A 15,971-nucleotide genomic window follows, 5' to 3' on the forward strand; every position below is an offset into this window, starting at 1 on the left:
ACGAGGAGGCCGACGCCGACGGCGCCGCAGCAGCCGCCCGTACCGCAGGGCGCGCCGACCGCGCCCGCCGCGCCGGGCGTACCCCCGCAGGGGCAGCCGGCGTACGGCTATCCCCAGCAGGGCTACGGCTACCCGCAGCAGCAGCCCCCCGCCGGAGCCGGCGCCCCGCCGTCCTACGGGGCCCCCACGACCCCCATGTACGCGGCCCAGTCCCCGGCCCCGGCCGGCGCGGGCGGCGGCAACGACGTGCGCAACCAGCTGATGATCGTCGGCGCGGCCCTGGTGGCCATCGTCCTGATCATCGCGGGCGGCTTCTGGTACGTCTCCGGCGACGACGGCGGCAGCGACGAGCAGCCCGTCGCGAACGGCACCACCGGCGGCGACAAGCCCGGCTCCGGCACCCCCGGTGCGGAGAAGGCGCCCGCCAGCACCAAGTCGAAGCCGCTGTTCAACCAGCCGAACCCGACCCCGGAAGAGGTCGTCACGGTCGCGGGCTCCTGGCTCACCGACTCGACCTACATCAAGTCGGACGTGGCGAAGGTCGTCGGCTACAACACCGTCGACGGCGGCAAGAAGTGGGAGATCCCGCTCCCGGGCGAGCTCTGCGGCGCCACCAAGCACGTCAGCGACAACAAGACGGCGGTCCTCTTCCGGCCCACCAAGCCGACGCCCGACAACAAGTACCCGGCGTGCACCGAGGTCGGCGTCATCGACCTGAACGCCGGCAAGCTCGTCTGGTCCGGCAACGCCAAGGGTGCCACCACCGGCGACAGGCCCGCCTCCTACTACGAGGTCACGCTCAGCGGCCAGACCGTCGCCGCGGGCGGCACCAGCGGCGGCGCCGCCTGGAACCTCGCCGACGGCAAGTCCCTGTGGACCCCCAAGGTCGACGGCGAGGGCTGCTACGACAGCGGCTACGCCGGCGGCGAGGCCCTCGCCGTGATCCGCAAGTGCGGCCGCGGCGACAACCAGACGCTGTACGCGCAGACCCTGGACCCGGCCACCGGCGCCCAGACCTCCTCGTACAAGCTCTCACCGGGCATCGAGTGGGCGTCCATCGTCTCCACCAAGCCCCTGATCGTCGCCGCCGACGTGGGCAAGACCGCCAAGAACGCCACCGGTGTCAGCGACCTCTTCGTCGTCGACCCCAAGGGCGAGCTGAAGGCGCGCATCTCGCTCGCCTCCGGCAACTTCGGCGGCAAGTGCGGCGGCACCGAGGTCGAGAAGTGCGCCGGCTTCGTGGTCGGCAACGGCAAGGTCTACCTGCCCTCGATCGAGCACCAGGGCAAGGCGGAGGTGGGCCGCACGAACGAGCTGGTCTCCTTCGACCTGGAGACCGGCAAGCAGACCACCGACCGCGCCGACGCGGGCGAGCGGTACACCATGTTCCCGCTCCGCATGGACGGGCCGAACATCATCGCGTACAAGGAGCCCCCGTACGACAAGGGCGGCCAGATCGTCAGCATCGACGGTACGACGATGAAGGAGACCGTCCTCATGGAGAACCCGGCGGAGAAGGCGAGCCGCACCGCCGAGACCGGTTTCTCGCCGGACTACTCCGAGTACCGCTACCACAACGGCAAGCTCTTCATCTCCCGGACGACGGCCAGGAAGCCGTACTCCGACAAGGGCGACCCCGAGTACCTGTTCGTCTCCTTCAGCGCCAGCTGATCCCCGGCCGATCCCGGCCGTTCACCGCAGCGGGCGGAAGCCCCCGGAAGGTCCGCCTTCCGGGGGCTTCTGCGCGGTAACCGCCGCGCACCGTCGAACAAGCGTGTAGCTTGCCGGGTCAGAAGGGTCGGGGGTGGGTGCGCGATGGGCGTACGGGTCATGGTGCTCGACGAGCACCGGCTGCTGGCCGAGGCGCTGGCCTCGGCCCTCAAGCTGCGCGGACACCGGGTGCTGGCCGCGGCCGCCCCGGCCGCGGGCGCCGCCGAGCTGGTCATCAGCCGGGCGCCGGAGGTCTGCCTGCTGGGCACCGCGACGCCCGCCGAGCCGGGGGTCTTCGAGCCGGTCGTCCGCATCAAGCGGGAACGGCCGCAGATCGCCGTGGTCGTCCTCGGCCCGGTGCCGAGCCCGCGCGGGATCGCGGCCGCCTTCGCCGCCGGCGCCTCGGGGTACGTCCGCCACGACGAGCGGATCGAAGGGGTGGAGCGGGCGCTGGCCAAGGCCCGGGCGGGGGAGGTGGCGATCTCCCCGCAGCTGCTCCAGGGGGCCTTCGCGGAACTCCTCAACCCCGCGGCCCAGCCCGACGACGAGGGCAGCCGGCTGCTGCGGCTGCTCACCCCGCGCGAGGTGGAGGTGCTGGTCCGGGTCGCCGAGGGCGAGGACACCCGGCTCATCGCGGCGGGCATGGAGATCGCGCCGAGCACCGCCCGTACGCACGTGCAGCGGGTGCTGATGAAGCTGGGCGTCGGCTCCCGGCTGGAGGCGGCCGCGCTGGCCGCCCGTACCGGCCTGCTGGACCGGGTGGGGCTTTCGGCGGTGGCCGCCGATTTCCCCGCGGGCCCGTAATCCGGTAAGCCAGTGACCGGCATGTGCACGCGCCCGCGTGCATCCCCCCGCGAGAGGCAGTAGACGAGTGAGCAAGACGGCGACGTTCAAATACATGGTCACCGGCGGCGCCGGATACGTCGGCAGCGTCGTCGCGGCGCACCTCCTGGAGGCCGGGCACGAGGTCACCGTCCTCGACGACCTCTCCACCGGCTTCCGCGAGGGCGTCCCCGCCGGCGCCGCCTTCATCGAGGGCCGGATCCAGGACGCCGAGCGGTACCTGGACCCCTCCTACGACGCGGTGCTGCACTTCGCGGCCTCCTCGCAGGTCGGCGAGTCCGTCGCCAACCCGGGCAAGTACTGGGAGAACAACGTGGGCGGCACGCTCGCCCTGCTGGCCGCGATGCGCACCCACGGGGTGCGCAAGCTGGTGTTCTCCTCCACCGCCGCCACCTACGGCGAGCCCACCGAGGGCCTGCTCACCGAGGACTCGGTCACCAAGCCCACCAACCCGTACGGCGCCTCGAAGCTGGCCGTCGACCACATGATCGCCGGCGAGTGCGCGGCGCACGGCGTCGCGGCGGTCTCGCTGCGCTACTTCAACGTGGCCGGCGCGTACGGGGAGTTCGGCGAGCGGCACGACCCCGAGACCCACCTGATCCCGCTGGTGCTCCAGGTGGCCCTGGGCGAGCGGGAGTCGATCTCGGTGTTCGGCGAGGACTACCCGACCCCTGACGGCACCTGCGTGCGCGACTACATCCACGTGGCCGACCTGGCGGAGGCCCACCTGGCCGCCCTGGAGGCGGCCACCGCGGGTGAGCACCTGATCTGCAACCTCGGCAACGGCAACGGCTTCTCGGTCCGCGAGGTCGTCGAGACGGTCCGCAAGGTCACCGGCGCGGAGATCCCCGAGGTCGTCGCCCCGCGCCGGGCCGGCGACCCGGCGGTGCTCGTCGCCTCCGCGCGCGCCGCCCACGAGCGGCTCGGCTGGACCCCGGCCCGCTCGGACCTCACCGGCATCATCACGGACGCCTGGAACTTCACCCGCAAGCACCGTTCCTGACCCGCCGCCCCGCCCTCACCCGCGCCCCCCGCACCCGAGCGTGCGGGGGGCGCGGTGCGTACGGGGCCGTACGTGCCGAGGCGCGCGCGGGGGAGCGCGGACGGGCGGGGGGCGCCGTGGGAGGGCGCGGTGCGCGGGCGCCCGGCGCGCGCACGCCGGGTGAAATGCCCCCCGTGCAACTGCCCGCGGCACAGGCGTGCCGGAAACCCTCTTCCAGACCGTGCAGGTGGTCGAATTCAGGCCATCGAAAACCCGGTTCACGCCTGCCCAGCCGGAAAATCGCTCGGAAAACTTCTGCTATTCGGCCAACCGCGAGCCGTCACCCGTTCTACGCTGATGCGTGACACCGGTGGGGGCCGGTGTTGATTCAGGGGTCGAGACACGCCGGGTACGGCGTCCGGTCCGGGGTAGTGCAGAGATGTCTCGGCGGCGGCCGCGGCAGCTGCGGATCACCCGGTCCGGGCGCCGTACCCGCAGTCGTCCGTTCCCCGACCCTTGGGGGTTTTGTGGTTCGCATCCGGGTTCTCGTGGTCGACGATCACCGCATCTTCGCCGAATCGCTCGCAGCCGCGCTCGCGGCCGAGCCCGACGTGGACGTGTCCGCGGCGGGCAGCGGTCCCGCCGCGCTGCGCTGCCTCGAACGTGCGGTGGCCGAGGGCCGCCGCTTCGACGTCCTGCTCGTCGACGCCGATCTCGGCGCCGCCGCGGGGGCCGTGCCCGCCCAGCGCGAATCGGGCTCCGGCCCGCCGCCGGGCGCGGACGGGATCGCGCTGGTCGCCGGGGTACGGGTGTCCCACCCCGGGGTCCGTACCGTCGTGCTCGCCGAGCGCGACGATCCGCGCCGGGCCGCGCACGCCCTCCAGGCAGGGGCCTCCGGCTGGGTGGCCAAGGACTGCTCGCTCTCGCGGCTGCTGGCCGTCATCCGCGGAGTCCTGCGCGAGGAGACGCACCTGCCGCCCGCGCTGCTCACCGGAGTCCTGCGCGAACTGACCGCCGCGCGCAAGCACCGTACGGACAGCGAGCGGCTCGTCGAGTCCCTCACGCCGCGCGAACACGAGGTGCTGCGCTGCATGGTGGCGGGGCTGGGCCGCAAGGACGTGGCGGCGCGGCTGTTCCTGTCCCCGCACACCGTCCGTACGCACATGCAGAACGTGCTGGGCAAGCTCGGCGTGCACTCCACGCTCGCGGCGGTGGCGCTGGCCCGACGGGCCGGGGTGCGGCCGGCCGACCTAGCCGGGGATGTTGTCGAACGGAGCGGTCAACTGGCGTAGCAGCGCCGCCAGATCGCCGCGCTGGGCCTGGGAGAGCTGGGCGAGGATCGCCCTCTCCTGGGCCAGCAGGCCGGCCAGGGCCTGGTCGGCGCGGTCACGCCCCTCGGGGGTGAGCCGGACCAGTACCCCGCGGCGGTCGTTGGGGTCGGGCAGCCGCTCGACGAGGCCCTTCTTGGCGAGCCGGTCGATGCGGTTGGTCATGGTGCCCGAAGTGACCAGGGTCTGCGTCAACAGCTGGCCGGGGGAGAGCTGGTAGGGGGCGCCGGCGCGGCGCAGCGACGTCAGGACGTCGAACTCCCAGGGCTCCAGGCCGTGCTCGGAGAAGGCCAGCCTGCGGGCGCGGTCGAGGTGACGGGCGAGCCTGCTGACGCGGCTCAGCACTTCGAGCGGTTCCACGTCGAGGTCAGGGCGCTCCCGCCGCCATGCCGCGACCAATCGGTCGACCTCGTCCTCCATGCGGATCAGTGTAAGGGGTCTGTCGATGTGAAGTCTCTTCAAATCGAGGATCTCGGGCATGCACATCTCGATCTCATGAATCTTGACGTCGAGATATATTCTGGGTGACGATGGGCATGGAGCGTGCCGGAACGGCTTCCGCTTCCGCCCGCCCCGCCAGCAGGGAGGCTCGAACATGCATTCCGATACCGCGTCGGCAAGGACCCCCGCAGCACCCACCACCCATGCCGCGCCCACCTGGGACCCCCAGCAATACCTGCGCCACTCCGGACACCGGACCCGGCCCTTCCTGGACCTCCTGAACCGGATACCCGAACTCCCCACACGCCCCGCCCGTATCGCCGACCTCGGCTGCGGCCCCGGCAATGTCACCGCGCTCCTCGCCGAACGCTGGCCCGAAGCCGACGTCACGGGCTTCGACCTCTCCCCGGAGATGCTCCGCCGTGCCACCGACGAGTACGCGGGCCGGACCTCCCGCGGCGGCCGCCTCGACTTCCGCCACGGCGACCTCGCGAGCTGGCTCCCCGAGGAGCCGTACGACCTGATCGTCTCCAACGCGGCCCTCCAGTGGGTCCCGAGCCACCCCGGCTCCTTCGCCGCCTGGATCAACGGACTGCGCCCCGGCGGCACCTTCGCCTTCCAGATCCCCGCCAACTTCTCCGCCCCCAGCCACGCCCTGCTCGCCCGGCTCTGCGAGACCCCGCGCTGGCGCGGCCGCCTGGCCGGCCACGGCGCCCGCTACATACACATCCTCGAACCCGCCGAGTACCAGGCCCGGCTCATCGAGCTGGGCTGCGCCGTCGACATCTGGGACACCACGTACCACCAGCTGCTCACGGGCACCGACCCGGTGCTCGACTGGGTCAAGGGGACCGCCCTGCGGCCCGTCCTGACCGCGCTCGGGGACGACCGGGGGGCCGTGGAGGCCTTCCTCGCCGAATACCGCGACCTGCTGCGCGAGGCCTACCCGCCCGGGCCGTGCGGCACCGTCTTCCCCTTCCGCCGCATCTTCGCCGTCGCCCGCAAGGAGCTCTGACCGTGCTGAACGCAGTCGACCACGTCCAACTCGCCGCGCCGCCCGGCTCGGAGGACCGGCTCCGCGCGTACTACACGCACGTCCTCGGCATGACCGAGGTGCCCAAGCCGCCCGCCCTCGCCGCCCGCGGCGGCTGCTGGTTCGCCGCCGGCCCGGTGCAGCTGCACCTGGGCGTCGAGGAGGACTTCCGGCCCGCCCGCAAGGCCCACCCGGGGCTGCGGGTGACGGGGGTCGACGCGTACGCGCGGAGACTGGAGGAGCGCGGGGCCACGGTCGTCTGGGACGACAGCCTGCCGGGACACCGCCGCTTCTACTCCGAGGACCCGGTGGGCAACCGGCTGGAGTTCCTCGAACCCCTCGGCTGAGGGCCGCGACGCGACGGAGCCCCGCCACCGCATCTCCGGTGGCGGGGCGCCGTCGCGTCGCGCTTCGCGCCGCCGCTCAGCTCTTGCGGTGGCCCACCAGGCGGGGCTTCGACTCCAGCCCGTCCAGACCGTGCCAGGCCAGGTTCACCAGGTGCGCCGCGACCTCCGCCTTCTTCGGCCGGCGCACGTCCAGCCACCACTGCCCGGTCAGCGCGACCATCCCGACCAGTGCCTGCGCGTACAGCGGGGCCAGCTTCGGGTCGAACCCGCGCGCCTTGAACTCCAGCCCGAGGATGTCCTCGACCTGCGTGGCGATGTCGCTGATCAGCGAGGCGAAGGTGCCCGTCGACTGGGCGACCGGCGAGTCCCGGACGAGGATGCGGAAGCCGTCCGTGTACGACTCGATGTAGTCGAGCAGCGCGAAGGCCGCCTGCTCCAGCAGCTCCCGCGGGTGCCCGGCCGTCAGCGCGCCGGTCACCCCGTCCAGCAGCTGGCGCATCTCCCGGTCCACGACGACCGCGTACAGGCCCTCCTTGCCCCCGAAGTGCTCGTACACCACCGGCTTGGAGACCCCGGCCTTCGCCGCGATCTCCTCCACCGAGGTGCCCTCGAAGCCCTTTTCCGCGAACAGGGTGCGGCCGATGTCCAGCAGTTGCTGGCGCCGTTCGGCGCCCGTCATCCGGACCCGGCGGCCGCGCCGGGGCTTGTCGCTGCTGGAACTGCTGCCGTCGATCGCCACGTCCCCCATCATGCCGCGTTCGACGCGTTTTCCCTGCGCCGGGCGTCGACGCGGCCCTTGGACGGCCAGCGCACGTCCGTCGCCCAGCCCGCCAGCTCGAACCACCGGATCAGGCGGGCACTGGAGTCGACCTGGCCGCGCAGCACGCCGTGCCGGGCCGAGGTCGGGTCCGCGTGGTGCAGGTTGTGCCAGGACTCCCCGCACGAGAGGACCGCCAGCCACCACACGTTGCCCGAGCGGTCCCGGGACTTGAAGGGGCGCTTGCCCACCGCGTGGCAGATCGAGTTGATCGACCACGTCACGTGGTGCAGCAGCGCGACCCGGACCAGCGAGCCCCAGAAGAACGCGGTGAACGCACCCCACCACGACATCGTCACCAGGCCGCCGACCAGCGGCGGGATCGCCAGCGACACGATCGTCCACAGGACGAAGTCACGCGAGATCCGCCGGATCGCCGGGTCCTTGATCAGGTCCGGGGCGTACTTCTGCTGGTTGGTCTGCTCCTCGTCGAACAGCCACCCGATGTGCGCCCACCACAGCCCCTTCATCAGGGCCGGGACCGTCTCGCCGAACCGCCACGGCGAATGCGGGTCGCCGTCGTGGTCGGAGAACTTGTGGTGCTTGCGGTGGTCCGCCACCCAGCGCACCAGCGGGCCCTCCACCGCCATCGAGCCCATCACGGCCAGCGCGATCCGCAGCGGCCGCTTCGCCTTGAAGGAACCGTGGGTGAAGTACCGGTGGAAGCCGATGGTGATCCCGTGGCAGGTCAGGAAGTACATGAACACCATCAGGCCGAGATCCAGCCAGCTCACCCCCCAGCCCCAGACCAGCGGAATGGCCGCGAGAAGCGCCAGGAAGGGAACGGTGATGAACAACAGCAGGGCGATCTGCTCCACGGACCGTTTGCTCTCGCCCCCGAGCGTCGCGGAGGGCGCGGCGGAACCGGAATCGGAATCGGAGGCCGCCGAGGCGCCTTCGATCAACTCGGGACTGGTGGTCATGAGCATCCCCTGAGGGTGAGGAATCGGCAGGCACCTGGCGCCTGCCCAGGCTACGGATGCGTAACCTACGGCATCGTAAGTATGGCAAAGCCTGAGCCCGCGACAAGAGGAGCACGGCCGCGCCCGAGGCGCTCTCAAGGGCGCCCGCATCAACCCGCGCGCCGCCTGGTGAGACGTTTAGCGAGGCACGAGGCCCGGACACCTATCCTGGTGTCGTCGGACAGCGCGGTCCGCACGGGCAGCCGAGCTGCGCATCAGGTGGGGGACACCCCCCTGGGCCCTCCCAGCGACAGCCGGGGAGGAGTCCAGACGCCCCCGCGCACCCCGGAGCCCACCTCCCAGTAGCGCTCGAACACTGCAAGGAGCCGCACCTGTGAGCAGTGCTGACCAGGCCTCCTCCACCCCGGCCAAGGCCCCGGCCACCGCCGTCGCCGCCGCCAACGCGGAGCTGCGGGCGGACATCCGCCGCCTCGGCGACCTCCTCGGCGAGACCCTCGTCCGTCAGGAAGGCCAAGAACTCCTCGACCTCGTCGAACGAGTGCGCGCCCTGACGCGCACCGACGGCATCGCTGCCGCCGCACTGCTCGGCGACACCGACCTGGAGACCGCCGCCAAGCTCGTACGGGCCTTCTCCACCTACTTCCACCTCGCCAACGTCACCGAACAGGTGCACCGCGGCAAGGAGCTGCGCGCCCACCGCGCCGCCGAGGGCGGTCTCCTCGCCCGCACCGCCGACATGCTCAAGGACGCCGACCCCGAGCACCTGCGCGAGACGGTCAAGAACCTCAACGTCCGCCCGGTCTTCACGGCGCACCCCACCGAGGCGGCCCGCCGCAGCGTCCTCAACAAGCTGCGCCGCATCGCGGCCCTGCTGGAGGAGCCCGTCGCCGGCGCCGGCGAACGCCGCCGCCACGACCTGCGCCTCGCCGAGAACATCGACCTCGTCTGGCAGACCGACGAGCTGCGCGTCGTGCGGCCCGAACCCGCCGACGAGGCCCGCAACGCGATCTACTACCTCGACGAGCTGCACGCGGGCGCGGTGGGCGACGTACTCGAGGACCTCGCCGCCGAGCTCCAGCGCGTCGGCGTCGAGATCCCCGCCGGCACCCGCCCGCTCACCTTCGGCACCTGGATCGGCGGCGACCGCGACGGCAACCCCAACGTCACGCCCGAGGTCACCCGCGACGTCCTGATCCTCCAGCACGAGCACGGCATCACCGACGCCCTCGAACTGATCGACTTCCTGCGCGGACTGCTGTCGAACTCCATCCGCTACACCGGCGCCACCGAGGAGCTCCTCGCCTCGCTCCAGGCGGACCTGGAGCGCCTCCCCGAGATCAGCCCGCGCTACAAGCGGCTGAACGCGGAGGAGCCGTACCGCCTCAAGGCCACCTGCATCCGGCAGAAGCTCGTCAACACCCGCGAGCGCCTCGCCAAGGGCACCGCCCACGAGGAGGGCCGCGACTACCTCGGCACCGCCGAGCTCCTCACGGACCTCACCCTCATCCAGACCTCCCTGCGCGAGCACCGCGGCGCCCTCTTCGCCGACGGCCGCATGGACCGCACCATCCGCACGCTGGCCGCCTTCGGCCTCCAGCTCGCGACCATGGACGTCCGTGAACACGCCGACGCCCACCACCACGCGCTGGGGCAGCTCTTCGACCGGCTCGGCGAGGAGTCCTGGCGCTACGCCGACATGCCGCGCGACTACCGGCAGAAGCTCCTCGCCAAGGAGCTGCGCTCGCGCCGCCCGCTGGCCCCCACCCCGGCGCCGCTCGACGCCGCGGGCCAGAAGACCCTCGGCGTCTTCTCCGCCATCAAGGACGCCTTCGAGAAGTTCGGCCCCGAGGTCATCGAGTCGTACATCATCTCGATGTGCCAGGGCGCCGACGACGTCTTCGCCGCCGCCGTCCTCGCCCGCGAGGCCGGCCTCGTCGACCTCCACGCGGGCTGGGCCAAGATCGGCATCGTTCCGCTCCTGGAGACGACCGACGAGCTGCGCGCCGCCGACGTCATCCTCGACGCGATGCTCGCCGACCCCTCCTACCGGCGCCTCGTCTCGCTCCGCGGCGACGTGCAGGAGGTCATGCTCGGCTACTCGGACTCCTCCAAGTTCGGCGGCATCACCACCAGTCAGTGGGAGATCCACCGCGCCCAGCGCCGGCTGCGCGACGTCGCCCACCGCTACGGGGTGCGGCTGCGCCTCTTCCACGGCCGCGGCGGCACCGTCGGCCGCGGCGGCGGCCCCTCGCACGACGCGATCCTCGCGCAGCCCTGGGGCACCCTGGAGGGCGAGATCAAGGTCACCGAGCAGGGCGAGGTCATCTCCGACAAGTACCTCGTACCGTCGCTGGCCCGCGAGAACCTGGAGCTGACCGTCGCGGCCACCCTCCAGGCCTCCGCACTGCACACCGCCCCCCGGCAGTCCGAGGACGACCTCGCCCGCTGGGACGCGGCCATGGACACCGTCTCGGACGCCGCGCACACCGCGTACCGGGAGCTCGTCGAGGACCCGGACCTGCCGGCGTACTTCTTCGCCGCGACCCCCGTCGACCAGCTCGCCGACCTCCACCTGGGCTCCCGCCCCTCCCGCCGCCCCGACTCGGGCGCGGGCCTCGACGGCCTGCGCGCCATCCCGTGGGTCTTCGGCTGGACCCAGTCCCGTCAGATCGTCCCCGGCTGGTACGGGGTCGGCTCGGGCCTGAAGGCCCTGCGCGAGGCCGGTCAGGGCGACGCCCTCGCCGAGATGGGCGCGCGCTGGCACTTCTTCCGCAACTTCCTGTCCAACGTCGAGATGACGCTGGCCAAGACCGACCTGCGGATCGCCCGCCACTACGTCGACACCCTCGTCCCGGACGACCTCAAGCACGTCTTCGCCCGCATCGAGGCCGAACACGAGCTCACCGTCCGCGAGGTCCTGCGGATCACCGGCGGCCAGAGGCTCCTGGACTCCAACCCGGTCCTCCAGCAGACCTTCGCCGTCCGCGACGCCTACCTGGACCCGATCTCCTACCTCCAGGTCTCCCTGCTGGCCCGCCAGCGCGCGGCCGCCGCCCGCGGAGAGGACCCGGACCCGCTGCTGGCCCGGGCCCTGCTGCTCACGGTCAACGGCGTGGCCGCGGGCCTGCGCAACACCGGCTGAGCGCTCCCGGGGCCCGTACCGGCCCGGAACACGGGGAAGCCCCCGCACCGGCCGGTGCGGGGGCTTCCCCGTGTCGCGCCCGTCAGGAGTTGTAGGCGGACTGGGCCCGCTCCAGGCCCTCCGCGATCAGGCACTCCACGGAGTCCGCGGCCCGGTCCACGAACCAGTCGAGCTCCTTGCGCTCCGTGGACGAGAAGTCCTTCAGCACGAAGTCCGCGACCTGCATGCGGCCCGGCGGGCGGCCGATGCCGCAGCGCACCCGGTGGTACTCCGGCCCCATCGACTTCGTCATCGACTTCAGGCCGTTGTGCCCGTTGTCCCCGCCGCCCAGCTTCAGCCGCAGCGTCGGATAGTCGATGTCCAGCTCGTCGTGGACCGCCACGATCCGGTCCAGCGGCACCTTGTAGAAGTCGCGCAGCGCGGTCACCGGCCCGCCCGACAGGTTCATGAACGACATGGGCTTGGCCAGCACCACCCGGCGGTTCGCCGGTCCCGGCGGGCCCATGCGGCCCTCGACCACCTGCGCCCGTGCCTTGTGCGCCTTGAACTTCCCGCGCATCCGCTCGGCCAGCAGGTCCACCACCATGAACCCGATGTTGTGGCGGTTGCCCGCGTACTCCGCACCGGGGTTACCGAGGCCGACGATCAGCCACGGCGCCGCGTCGTCAGACATCCATGCTCCTTAAACGAGGACGACCGCCGTCCCGCTCCCAGTGGAGCCGGACGGCGGTCGGTCAGCAAGTGCTGAGGGGGAAGGGCGAGGCTCAGGCCTCGTCGCCCTCGGCGGCCTCGGCGGCCGGCTCCTCGGCCTGCGGGGCGACGACCTGCAGGACGGCGGTGTCGCCGTCGACGGCCAGCGTGGTGCCGGCCGGCAGGACCAGGTCCTTGGCGTGGATGGAGGCGCCGGCCTCGAGGCCCGCGATGGAGACGGTGACCTCGGTCGGGATGTGGGTGGCCTCGGCCTCGACCGTGATGGTGTTGAGGAGGGTCTCCAGCATGTTGTTGCCGGGGGCCAGGTCACCCTCGGTGACGACGGCGACCTCGACGGTGACCTTCTCGCCCTTCTTGACGATCAGGAAGTCGACGTGGGAGATCGAACGCTTCAGGGGGTGCTTCTGCACGGCCTTCGGGATGACCAGCTCGGTGCCGTCGCCCGCGATGTCCAGGGAGATCAGGACGTTCGGGGTACGCAGCGCCAGCGCCAGGCCGTGGCCCTCGACGTTGACGTGCTTCGGGTCGTTGCCGTGGCCGTAGATGACGCCGGGAACCATGGCGTCGCGACGGGCCTGGCGGGCGGAGCCCTTGCCGAAGGTGGTGCGGAGCTCGGCGGAAAGCTTGACCTCGGACATGCTCACTCCTCGTGGGGTGACGGAAATTGGACGACGGTCACCCGGCCTGAACGGCCTGCTACGAAGAGCGCGTCGATAACGGAGCACCGGCACCGAAAAGGTGCGGCCTCCCTCGCCGAGCAACTCGTGGAGTCTACCCGGCGCGGAGGCCGCACCCAAAAGGATCTCTGCGCTACCGGTTACTGCTGCTCTTCGAACAGGCTGGTGACCGAGCCGTCCTCGAAGACCTCGCGCACCGCGCGCGCGACCATCGGGGCGATCGACAGGACCGTGATCTTGTCGAGCTCCAGGTCGGACGGGTCCGGCAGGGTGTTCGTGAAGATGAACTCGCTGACCTTCGAGTTCTTCAGGCGGTCCGCCGCCGGCCCCGAGAGGATGCCGTGCGTGGCCGTCACGATGACGTCCTCGGCGCCGTGCGCGAAGAGCGCGTCGGCAGCGGCGCAGATCGTGCCACCCGTGTCGATCATGTCGTCGACCAGGACGCAGACGCGGCCCCGGACCTCACCGACGACCTCGTGGACCGTCACCTGGTTCGCGACGTCCTTGTCGCGGCGCTTGTGCACGATCGCCAGCGGCGCGTCCAGGCGGTCGCACCAGCGGTCGGCGACGCGCACGCGGCCGGCGTCCGGGGAGACGATCGTCAGCTTCGAGCGGTCCACCTTGGCGCCCACGTAGTCCGCGAGGACCGGCAGGGCCGACAGGTGGTCCACCGGGCCGTCGAAGAAGCCCTGGATCTGGTCCGTGTGCAGGTCGACCGTGAGGATGCGGTCCGCACCCGCGGTCTTCAGCAGATCGGCGACCAGGCGGGCCGAGATGGGCTCGCGGCCCTTGTGCTTCTTGTCCTGGCGGGCGTACCCGTAGGAGGGGATGATCACGGTGATGGAGCGGGCCGACGCGCGCTTCAGCGCGTCGATCATGATCAGCTGCTCCATGATCCACTTGTTGATCGGAGCCGTGTGGCTCTGGATCAGGAAGCAGTCCGCGCCACGAGCCGACTCCTGGAAGCGGACGTAGATCTCACCGTTCGCGAAGTCGAAAGCCTTGGTCGGCACGAGGGCGACGCCCAGCTGATGCGCAACCTCCTCGGCCAGCTCGGGGTGGGCGCGGCCGGAGAAGAGCATCAGCTTCTTCTCGCCGGTCGTCTTGATCCCGGTCACAGCACAGTCTCCTCAGACGTGTTGAAAGCTGCTCGCCCCCGTGTGCGTCCGTCCCGCACACGGTGAGCCAGCCGAATTGCGTGCACCTATCACGGTACGCCCTGCCGGGCCTACCTGTTTCCGGTCAGTTCACCTCAACGAGGCCTCAGCGGGGGTCGGAGTCTTCCCGGACCACCGACTGGGCCGCCGTCGCCGCGGCGCTTCCCGGACGCTTGCGGGCCACCCAGCCCTCGATATTGCGCTGCTGACCGCGTGCCACGGCCAGCGCGCCCGGCGGGACGTCCTTCGTGATCACCGAACCGGCGGCCGTGTACGCGCCGTCCCCGATGGTGACGGGCGCCACAAACATGTTGTCCGAGCCCGTCTTGCAGTGTGAGCCGACGGTGGTGTGGTGCTTGTGCTCGCCGTCGTAGTTCACGAACACGCTCGCGGCGCCGATGTTCGTGTATTCGCCGATCGTCGCGTCGCCCACGTACGACAGGTGCGGCACCTTCGTGCCCTCGCCGATCGTCGCGTTCTTCATCTCCACGTACGTGCCGGCCTTCGCCTTCAGGCCCAGGTTCGTACCGGGACGCAGGTACGCGTACGGGCCGACGGACGCCGACTCGCCGATGACCGCCGTGTCCGCCACCGTGTTGTCCACGCGCGCCCGCGGGCCCACCTGCGTGTCCTTGAGGCGCGTGTTCGGGCCCACCTCGGCGCCCTCGGCGACGTGCGTCGCGCCGAGCAGCTGCGTACCGGGGTGGATCAGGGCGTCCTGCCCGAAGGTCACCGTCACGTCCACGAACGTGCTCGCGGGGTCGACGACCGTCACGCCGGCGAGCATCGCCTGCTCGAGGAGGCGGGCGTTGAGCAGCGCGCGGGCCTCGGCGAGCTGGACGCGGTTGTTGATCCCGAGGATCTGGCGGTGGTCGCCACCGACGGCCGCGCCGACGCGGTGACCGGCCTCGCGCAGGATGCCGAGCACGTCGGTGAGGTACTCCTCGCCCTGGCTGTTGTCCGTGCGCACCTTGCCGAGGGCGTCCGCGAGGAGGGCGCCGTCGAAGGCGAAGACCCCGGAGTTGATCTCCCGGATCGCGCGCTGGGAGTCCGTGGCGTCCTTGTGCTCGACGATGGCCGTGACGGCGCCGTCCGCGCCGCGGATGATCCGGCCGTAGCCGGTGGAGTCCGGCACCTCGGCGGTGAGCACGGTGACGGCGTTGCCGTCGGCCTCGTGCGTCCGCGTGAGCTGAGCGAGGGTCTCGCCCGTCAGCAGGGGGGTGTCGCCGCAGACGACGACCACGGTGCCGCTCTGCTGGCCGCCGAGCTCTTCGAGGGCCATGCGGACGGCGTGTCCGGTGCCGTTCTGCTCGTGCTGGACGGCGGTGCGGACGCCGGCGTCGATGTCGGCGAGGTGCGCGGTGACCTGCTCGCGGGCGTGGCCGACGACGACCACGAGGTGTTCGGGGTCCAGCTCGCGCGAGGCGGCGACGACGTGGCCCACGAGCGAGCGCCCGCAGATGTCGTGCAGAACCTTGGGAGTGGCCGACTTCATGCGGGTGCCTTCACCCGCTGCGAGTACGACGACGGCTGCCGGGCGGTTGGCGCTCACGGGTGTGCCCTTCGGCTTCGGGTGGTGGACCCGTGAAGGATACCGGGGGGCCGCACCCCGGAAACGAAGCCGGGTCCCGACCGACCGGTCAGGACCCGCGTGTACAAGAGCTCCCCCGCCAGGACTCGAACCCGGACATAAGGCACCAAAAGCCTCAGTGCTGCCAATTACACCACAGGGGATCATTCCGACTAAACCGGATATTACTGCCTGGTGGTCGAGTCGACGGCACCTACTATGCCGCACCACCGCCCCTCGATGCGACGGTAAAGATCGGCGCTTTGCGTCGCCTTCGGTCTGCCGGAATT

Annotated in this window: 14 protein-coding genes and 1 tRNA gene; 7 read left to right on the top strand and 8 right to left on the bottom strand. The window is 71.4% G+C overall.

Translation table 11 applies throughout. The features are described from left to right. From K7B10_RS24245 to K7B10_RS24260, 4 genes are all read left to right on the top strand, one after another. A partial coding sequence (locus tag K7B10_RS24245; RefSeq protein ID WP_308284632.1) for an outer membrane protein assembly factor BamB family protein occupies positions 1-1,671 on the top strand: 1,671 nt, incomplete at its 5' end. 144 nt (positions 1,672-1,815) lie between these two features. Further along, a complete protein-coding gene (locus K7B10_RS24250) occupies positions 1,816-2,514 on the top strand; it encodes a response regulator transcription factor (protein ID WP_229339062.1) in 699 nt (232 codons plus the stop codon). 94 nt (positions 2,515-2,608) lie between these two features. Next, on the top strand, positions 2,609-3,556 hold the full coding sequence (gene galE / locus K7B10_RS24255) for a UDP-glucose 4-epimerase GalE (protein ID WP_229345344.1): 948 nt from the start codon (positions 2,609-2,611) through the stop codon (positions 3,554-3,556). A 506-nt stretch (positions 3,557-4,062) separates the two neighbouring features. After that, on the top strand, positions 4,063-4,827 hold the full coding sequence (locus K7B10_RS24260; RefSeq protein WP_030156558.1) for a response regulator transcription factor: 765 nt from the start codon (positions 4,063-4,065) through the stop codon (positions 4,825-4,827). Here K7B10_RS24260 and K7B10_RS24265 read toward each other — a convergent pair. Beyond that, positions 4,786-5,283, bottom strand: a complete 498-nt coding sequence (locus K7B10_RS24265; RefSeq protein WP_030297045.1) for a MarR family winged helix-turn-helix transcriptional regulator — start codon at positions 5,281-5,283, stop codon at positions 4,786-4,788. The genes K7B10_RS24260 and K7B10_RS24265 overlap by 42 nt on opposite strands. A 175-nt stretch (positions 5,284-5,458) precedes the next feature. On the opposite strand from K7B10_RS24265, the gene K7B10_RS24270 reads away from it, so the two are divergent. After that, on the top strand, positions 5,459-6,319 hold the full coding sequence (locus tag K7B10_RS24270; protein ID WP_229339064.1) for a trans-aconitate 2-methyltransferase: 861 nt from the start codon (positions 5,459-5,461) through the stop codon (positions 6,317-6,319). Positions 6,320-6,321: 2 nt separating this feature from the next. After that, positions 6,322-6,684: a VOC family protein gene (locus K7B10_RS24275; RefSeq protein WP_229339066.1), complete on the top strand. Its 363-nt coding sequence runs from the start codon at positions 6,322-6,324 to the stop codon at positions 6,682-6,684. 76 nt (positions 6,685-6,760) lie between these two features. On the opposite strand, the gene K7B10_RS24280 is transcribed toward K7B10_RS24275, so the two are convergent. After that, complete coding sequence (locus K7B10_RS24280; protein WP_030865813.1) at positions 6,761-7,432, bottom strand: TetR/AcrR family transcriptional regulator; 672 nt, start codon at positions 7,430-7,432, stop codon at positions 6,761-6,763. Further along, the gene (locus K7B10_RS24285; protein WP_229339068.1) at positions 7,432-8,424 is read right to left on the bottom strand and encodes an acyl-CoA desaturase; all 993 of its coding nucleotides are present in this window, start codon (positions 8,422-8,424) and stop codon (positions 7,432-7,434) included. Before K7B10_RS24285 ends, K7B10_RS24280 begins: the two co-directional genes overlap by 1 nt. 373 nt (positions 8,425-8,797) lie before the next feature. Here K7B10_RS24285 and ppc point away from each other — a divergent pair, with 373 nt between their 5' ends. Then, complete coding sequence (gene ppc, locus K7B10_RS24290; RefSeq protein WP_372481453.1) at positions 8,798-11,566, top strand: phosphoenolpyruvate carboxylase; 2,769 nt, start codon at positions 8,798-8,800, stop codon at positions 11,564-11,566. Between the two features lie 82 nt (positions 11,567-11,648). On the opposite strand, the gene pth is transcribed toward ppc, so the two are convergent. From pth to K7B10_RS24315, 5 genes are all read right to left on the bottom strand, one after another. After that, entirely contained in the window at positions 11,649-12,239 is a 591-nt protein-coding gene (pth, locus tag K7B10_RS24295; RefSeq protein ID WP_030865821.1) for an aminoacyl-tRNA hydrolase, read from the bottom strand. Positions 12,240-12,330: 91 nt separating this feature from the next. Continuing rightward, positions 12,331-12,915: a 50S ribosomal protein L25/general stress protein Ctc gene (locus K7B10_RS24300; protein WP_229339070.1), complete on the bottom strand. Its 585-nt coding sequence runs from the start codon at positions 12,913-12,915 to the stop codon at positions 12,331-12,333. A 179-nt stretch (positions 12,916-13,094) separates the two neighbouring features. Beyond that, on the bottom strand, positions 13,095-14,072 hold the full coding sequence (locus K7B10_RS24305) for a ribose-phosphate diphosphokinase (RefSeq protein ID WP_030156542.1): 978 nt from the start codon (positions 14,070-14,072) through the stop codon (positions 13,095-13,097). 145 nt (positions 14,073-14,217) lie between these two features. Then, complete coding sequence (glmU, locus tag K7B10_RS24310) at positions 14,218-15,663, bottom strand: bifunctional UDP-N-acetylglucosamine diphosphorylase/glucosamine-1-phosphate N-acetyltransferase GlmU (protein WP_229339072.1); 1,446 nt, start codon at positions 15,661-15,663, stop codon at positions 14,218-14,220. Positions 15,664-15,773: 110 nt separating this feature from the next. Then, positions 15,774-15,845: transfer RNA gene (locus K7B10_RS24315), tRNA-Gln, on the bottom strand. Between the last annotated feature and the right edge of the window lie 126 nt (positions 15,846-15,971).

The sequence above is a fragment of the Streptomyces flavotricini genome (assembly GCF_020639365.1).
GTDB classification, from domain to species: domain Bacteria; phylum Actinomycetota; class Actinomycetes; order Streptomycetales; family Streptomycetaceae; genus Streptomyces; species Streptomyces flavotricini.

Bases quoted from the DNA above. Each gene is read 5' to 3' on its own strand.
- K7B10_RS24265 (WP_030297045.1), bottom strand. From the start codon at position 5,283: ATGGAGGACGAGGTCGACCGATTGGTCGCGGCATGGCGGCGGGAGCGC.
- K7B10_RS24250 (WP_229339062.1), top strand. From the start codon at position 1,816: ATGGGCGTACGGGTCATGGTGCTCGACGAGCACCGGCTGCTGGCCGAG.
- K7B10_RS24300 (WP_229339070.1), bottom strand. From the start codon at position 12,915: ATGTCCGAGGTCAAGCTTTCCGCCGAGCTCCGCACCACCTTCGGCAAG.
- K7B10_RS24285 (WP_229339068.1), bottom strand. From the start codon at position 8,424: ATGACCACCAGTCCCGAGTTGATCGAAGGCGCCTCGGCGGCCTCCGAT.
- galE (WP_229345344.1), top strand. From the start codon at position 2,609: ATGGTCACCGGCGGCGCCGGATACGTCGGCAGCGTCGTCGCGGCGCAC.
- K7B10_RS24280 (WP_030865813.1), bottom strand. From the start codon at position 7,432: ATGGGGGACGTGGCGATCGACGGCAGCAGTTCCAGCAGCGACAAGCCC.
- K7B10_RS24270 (WP_229339064.1), top strand. From the start codon at position 5,459: ATGCATTCCGATACCGCGTCGGCAAGGACCCCCGCAGCACCCACCACC.
- pth (WP_030865821.1), bottom strand. From the start codon at position 12,239: ATGTCTGACGACGCGGCGCCGTGGCTGATCGTCGGCCTCGGTAACCCC.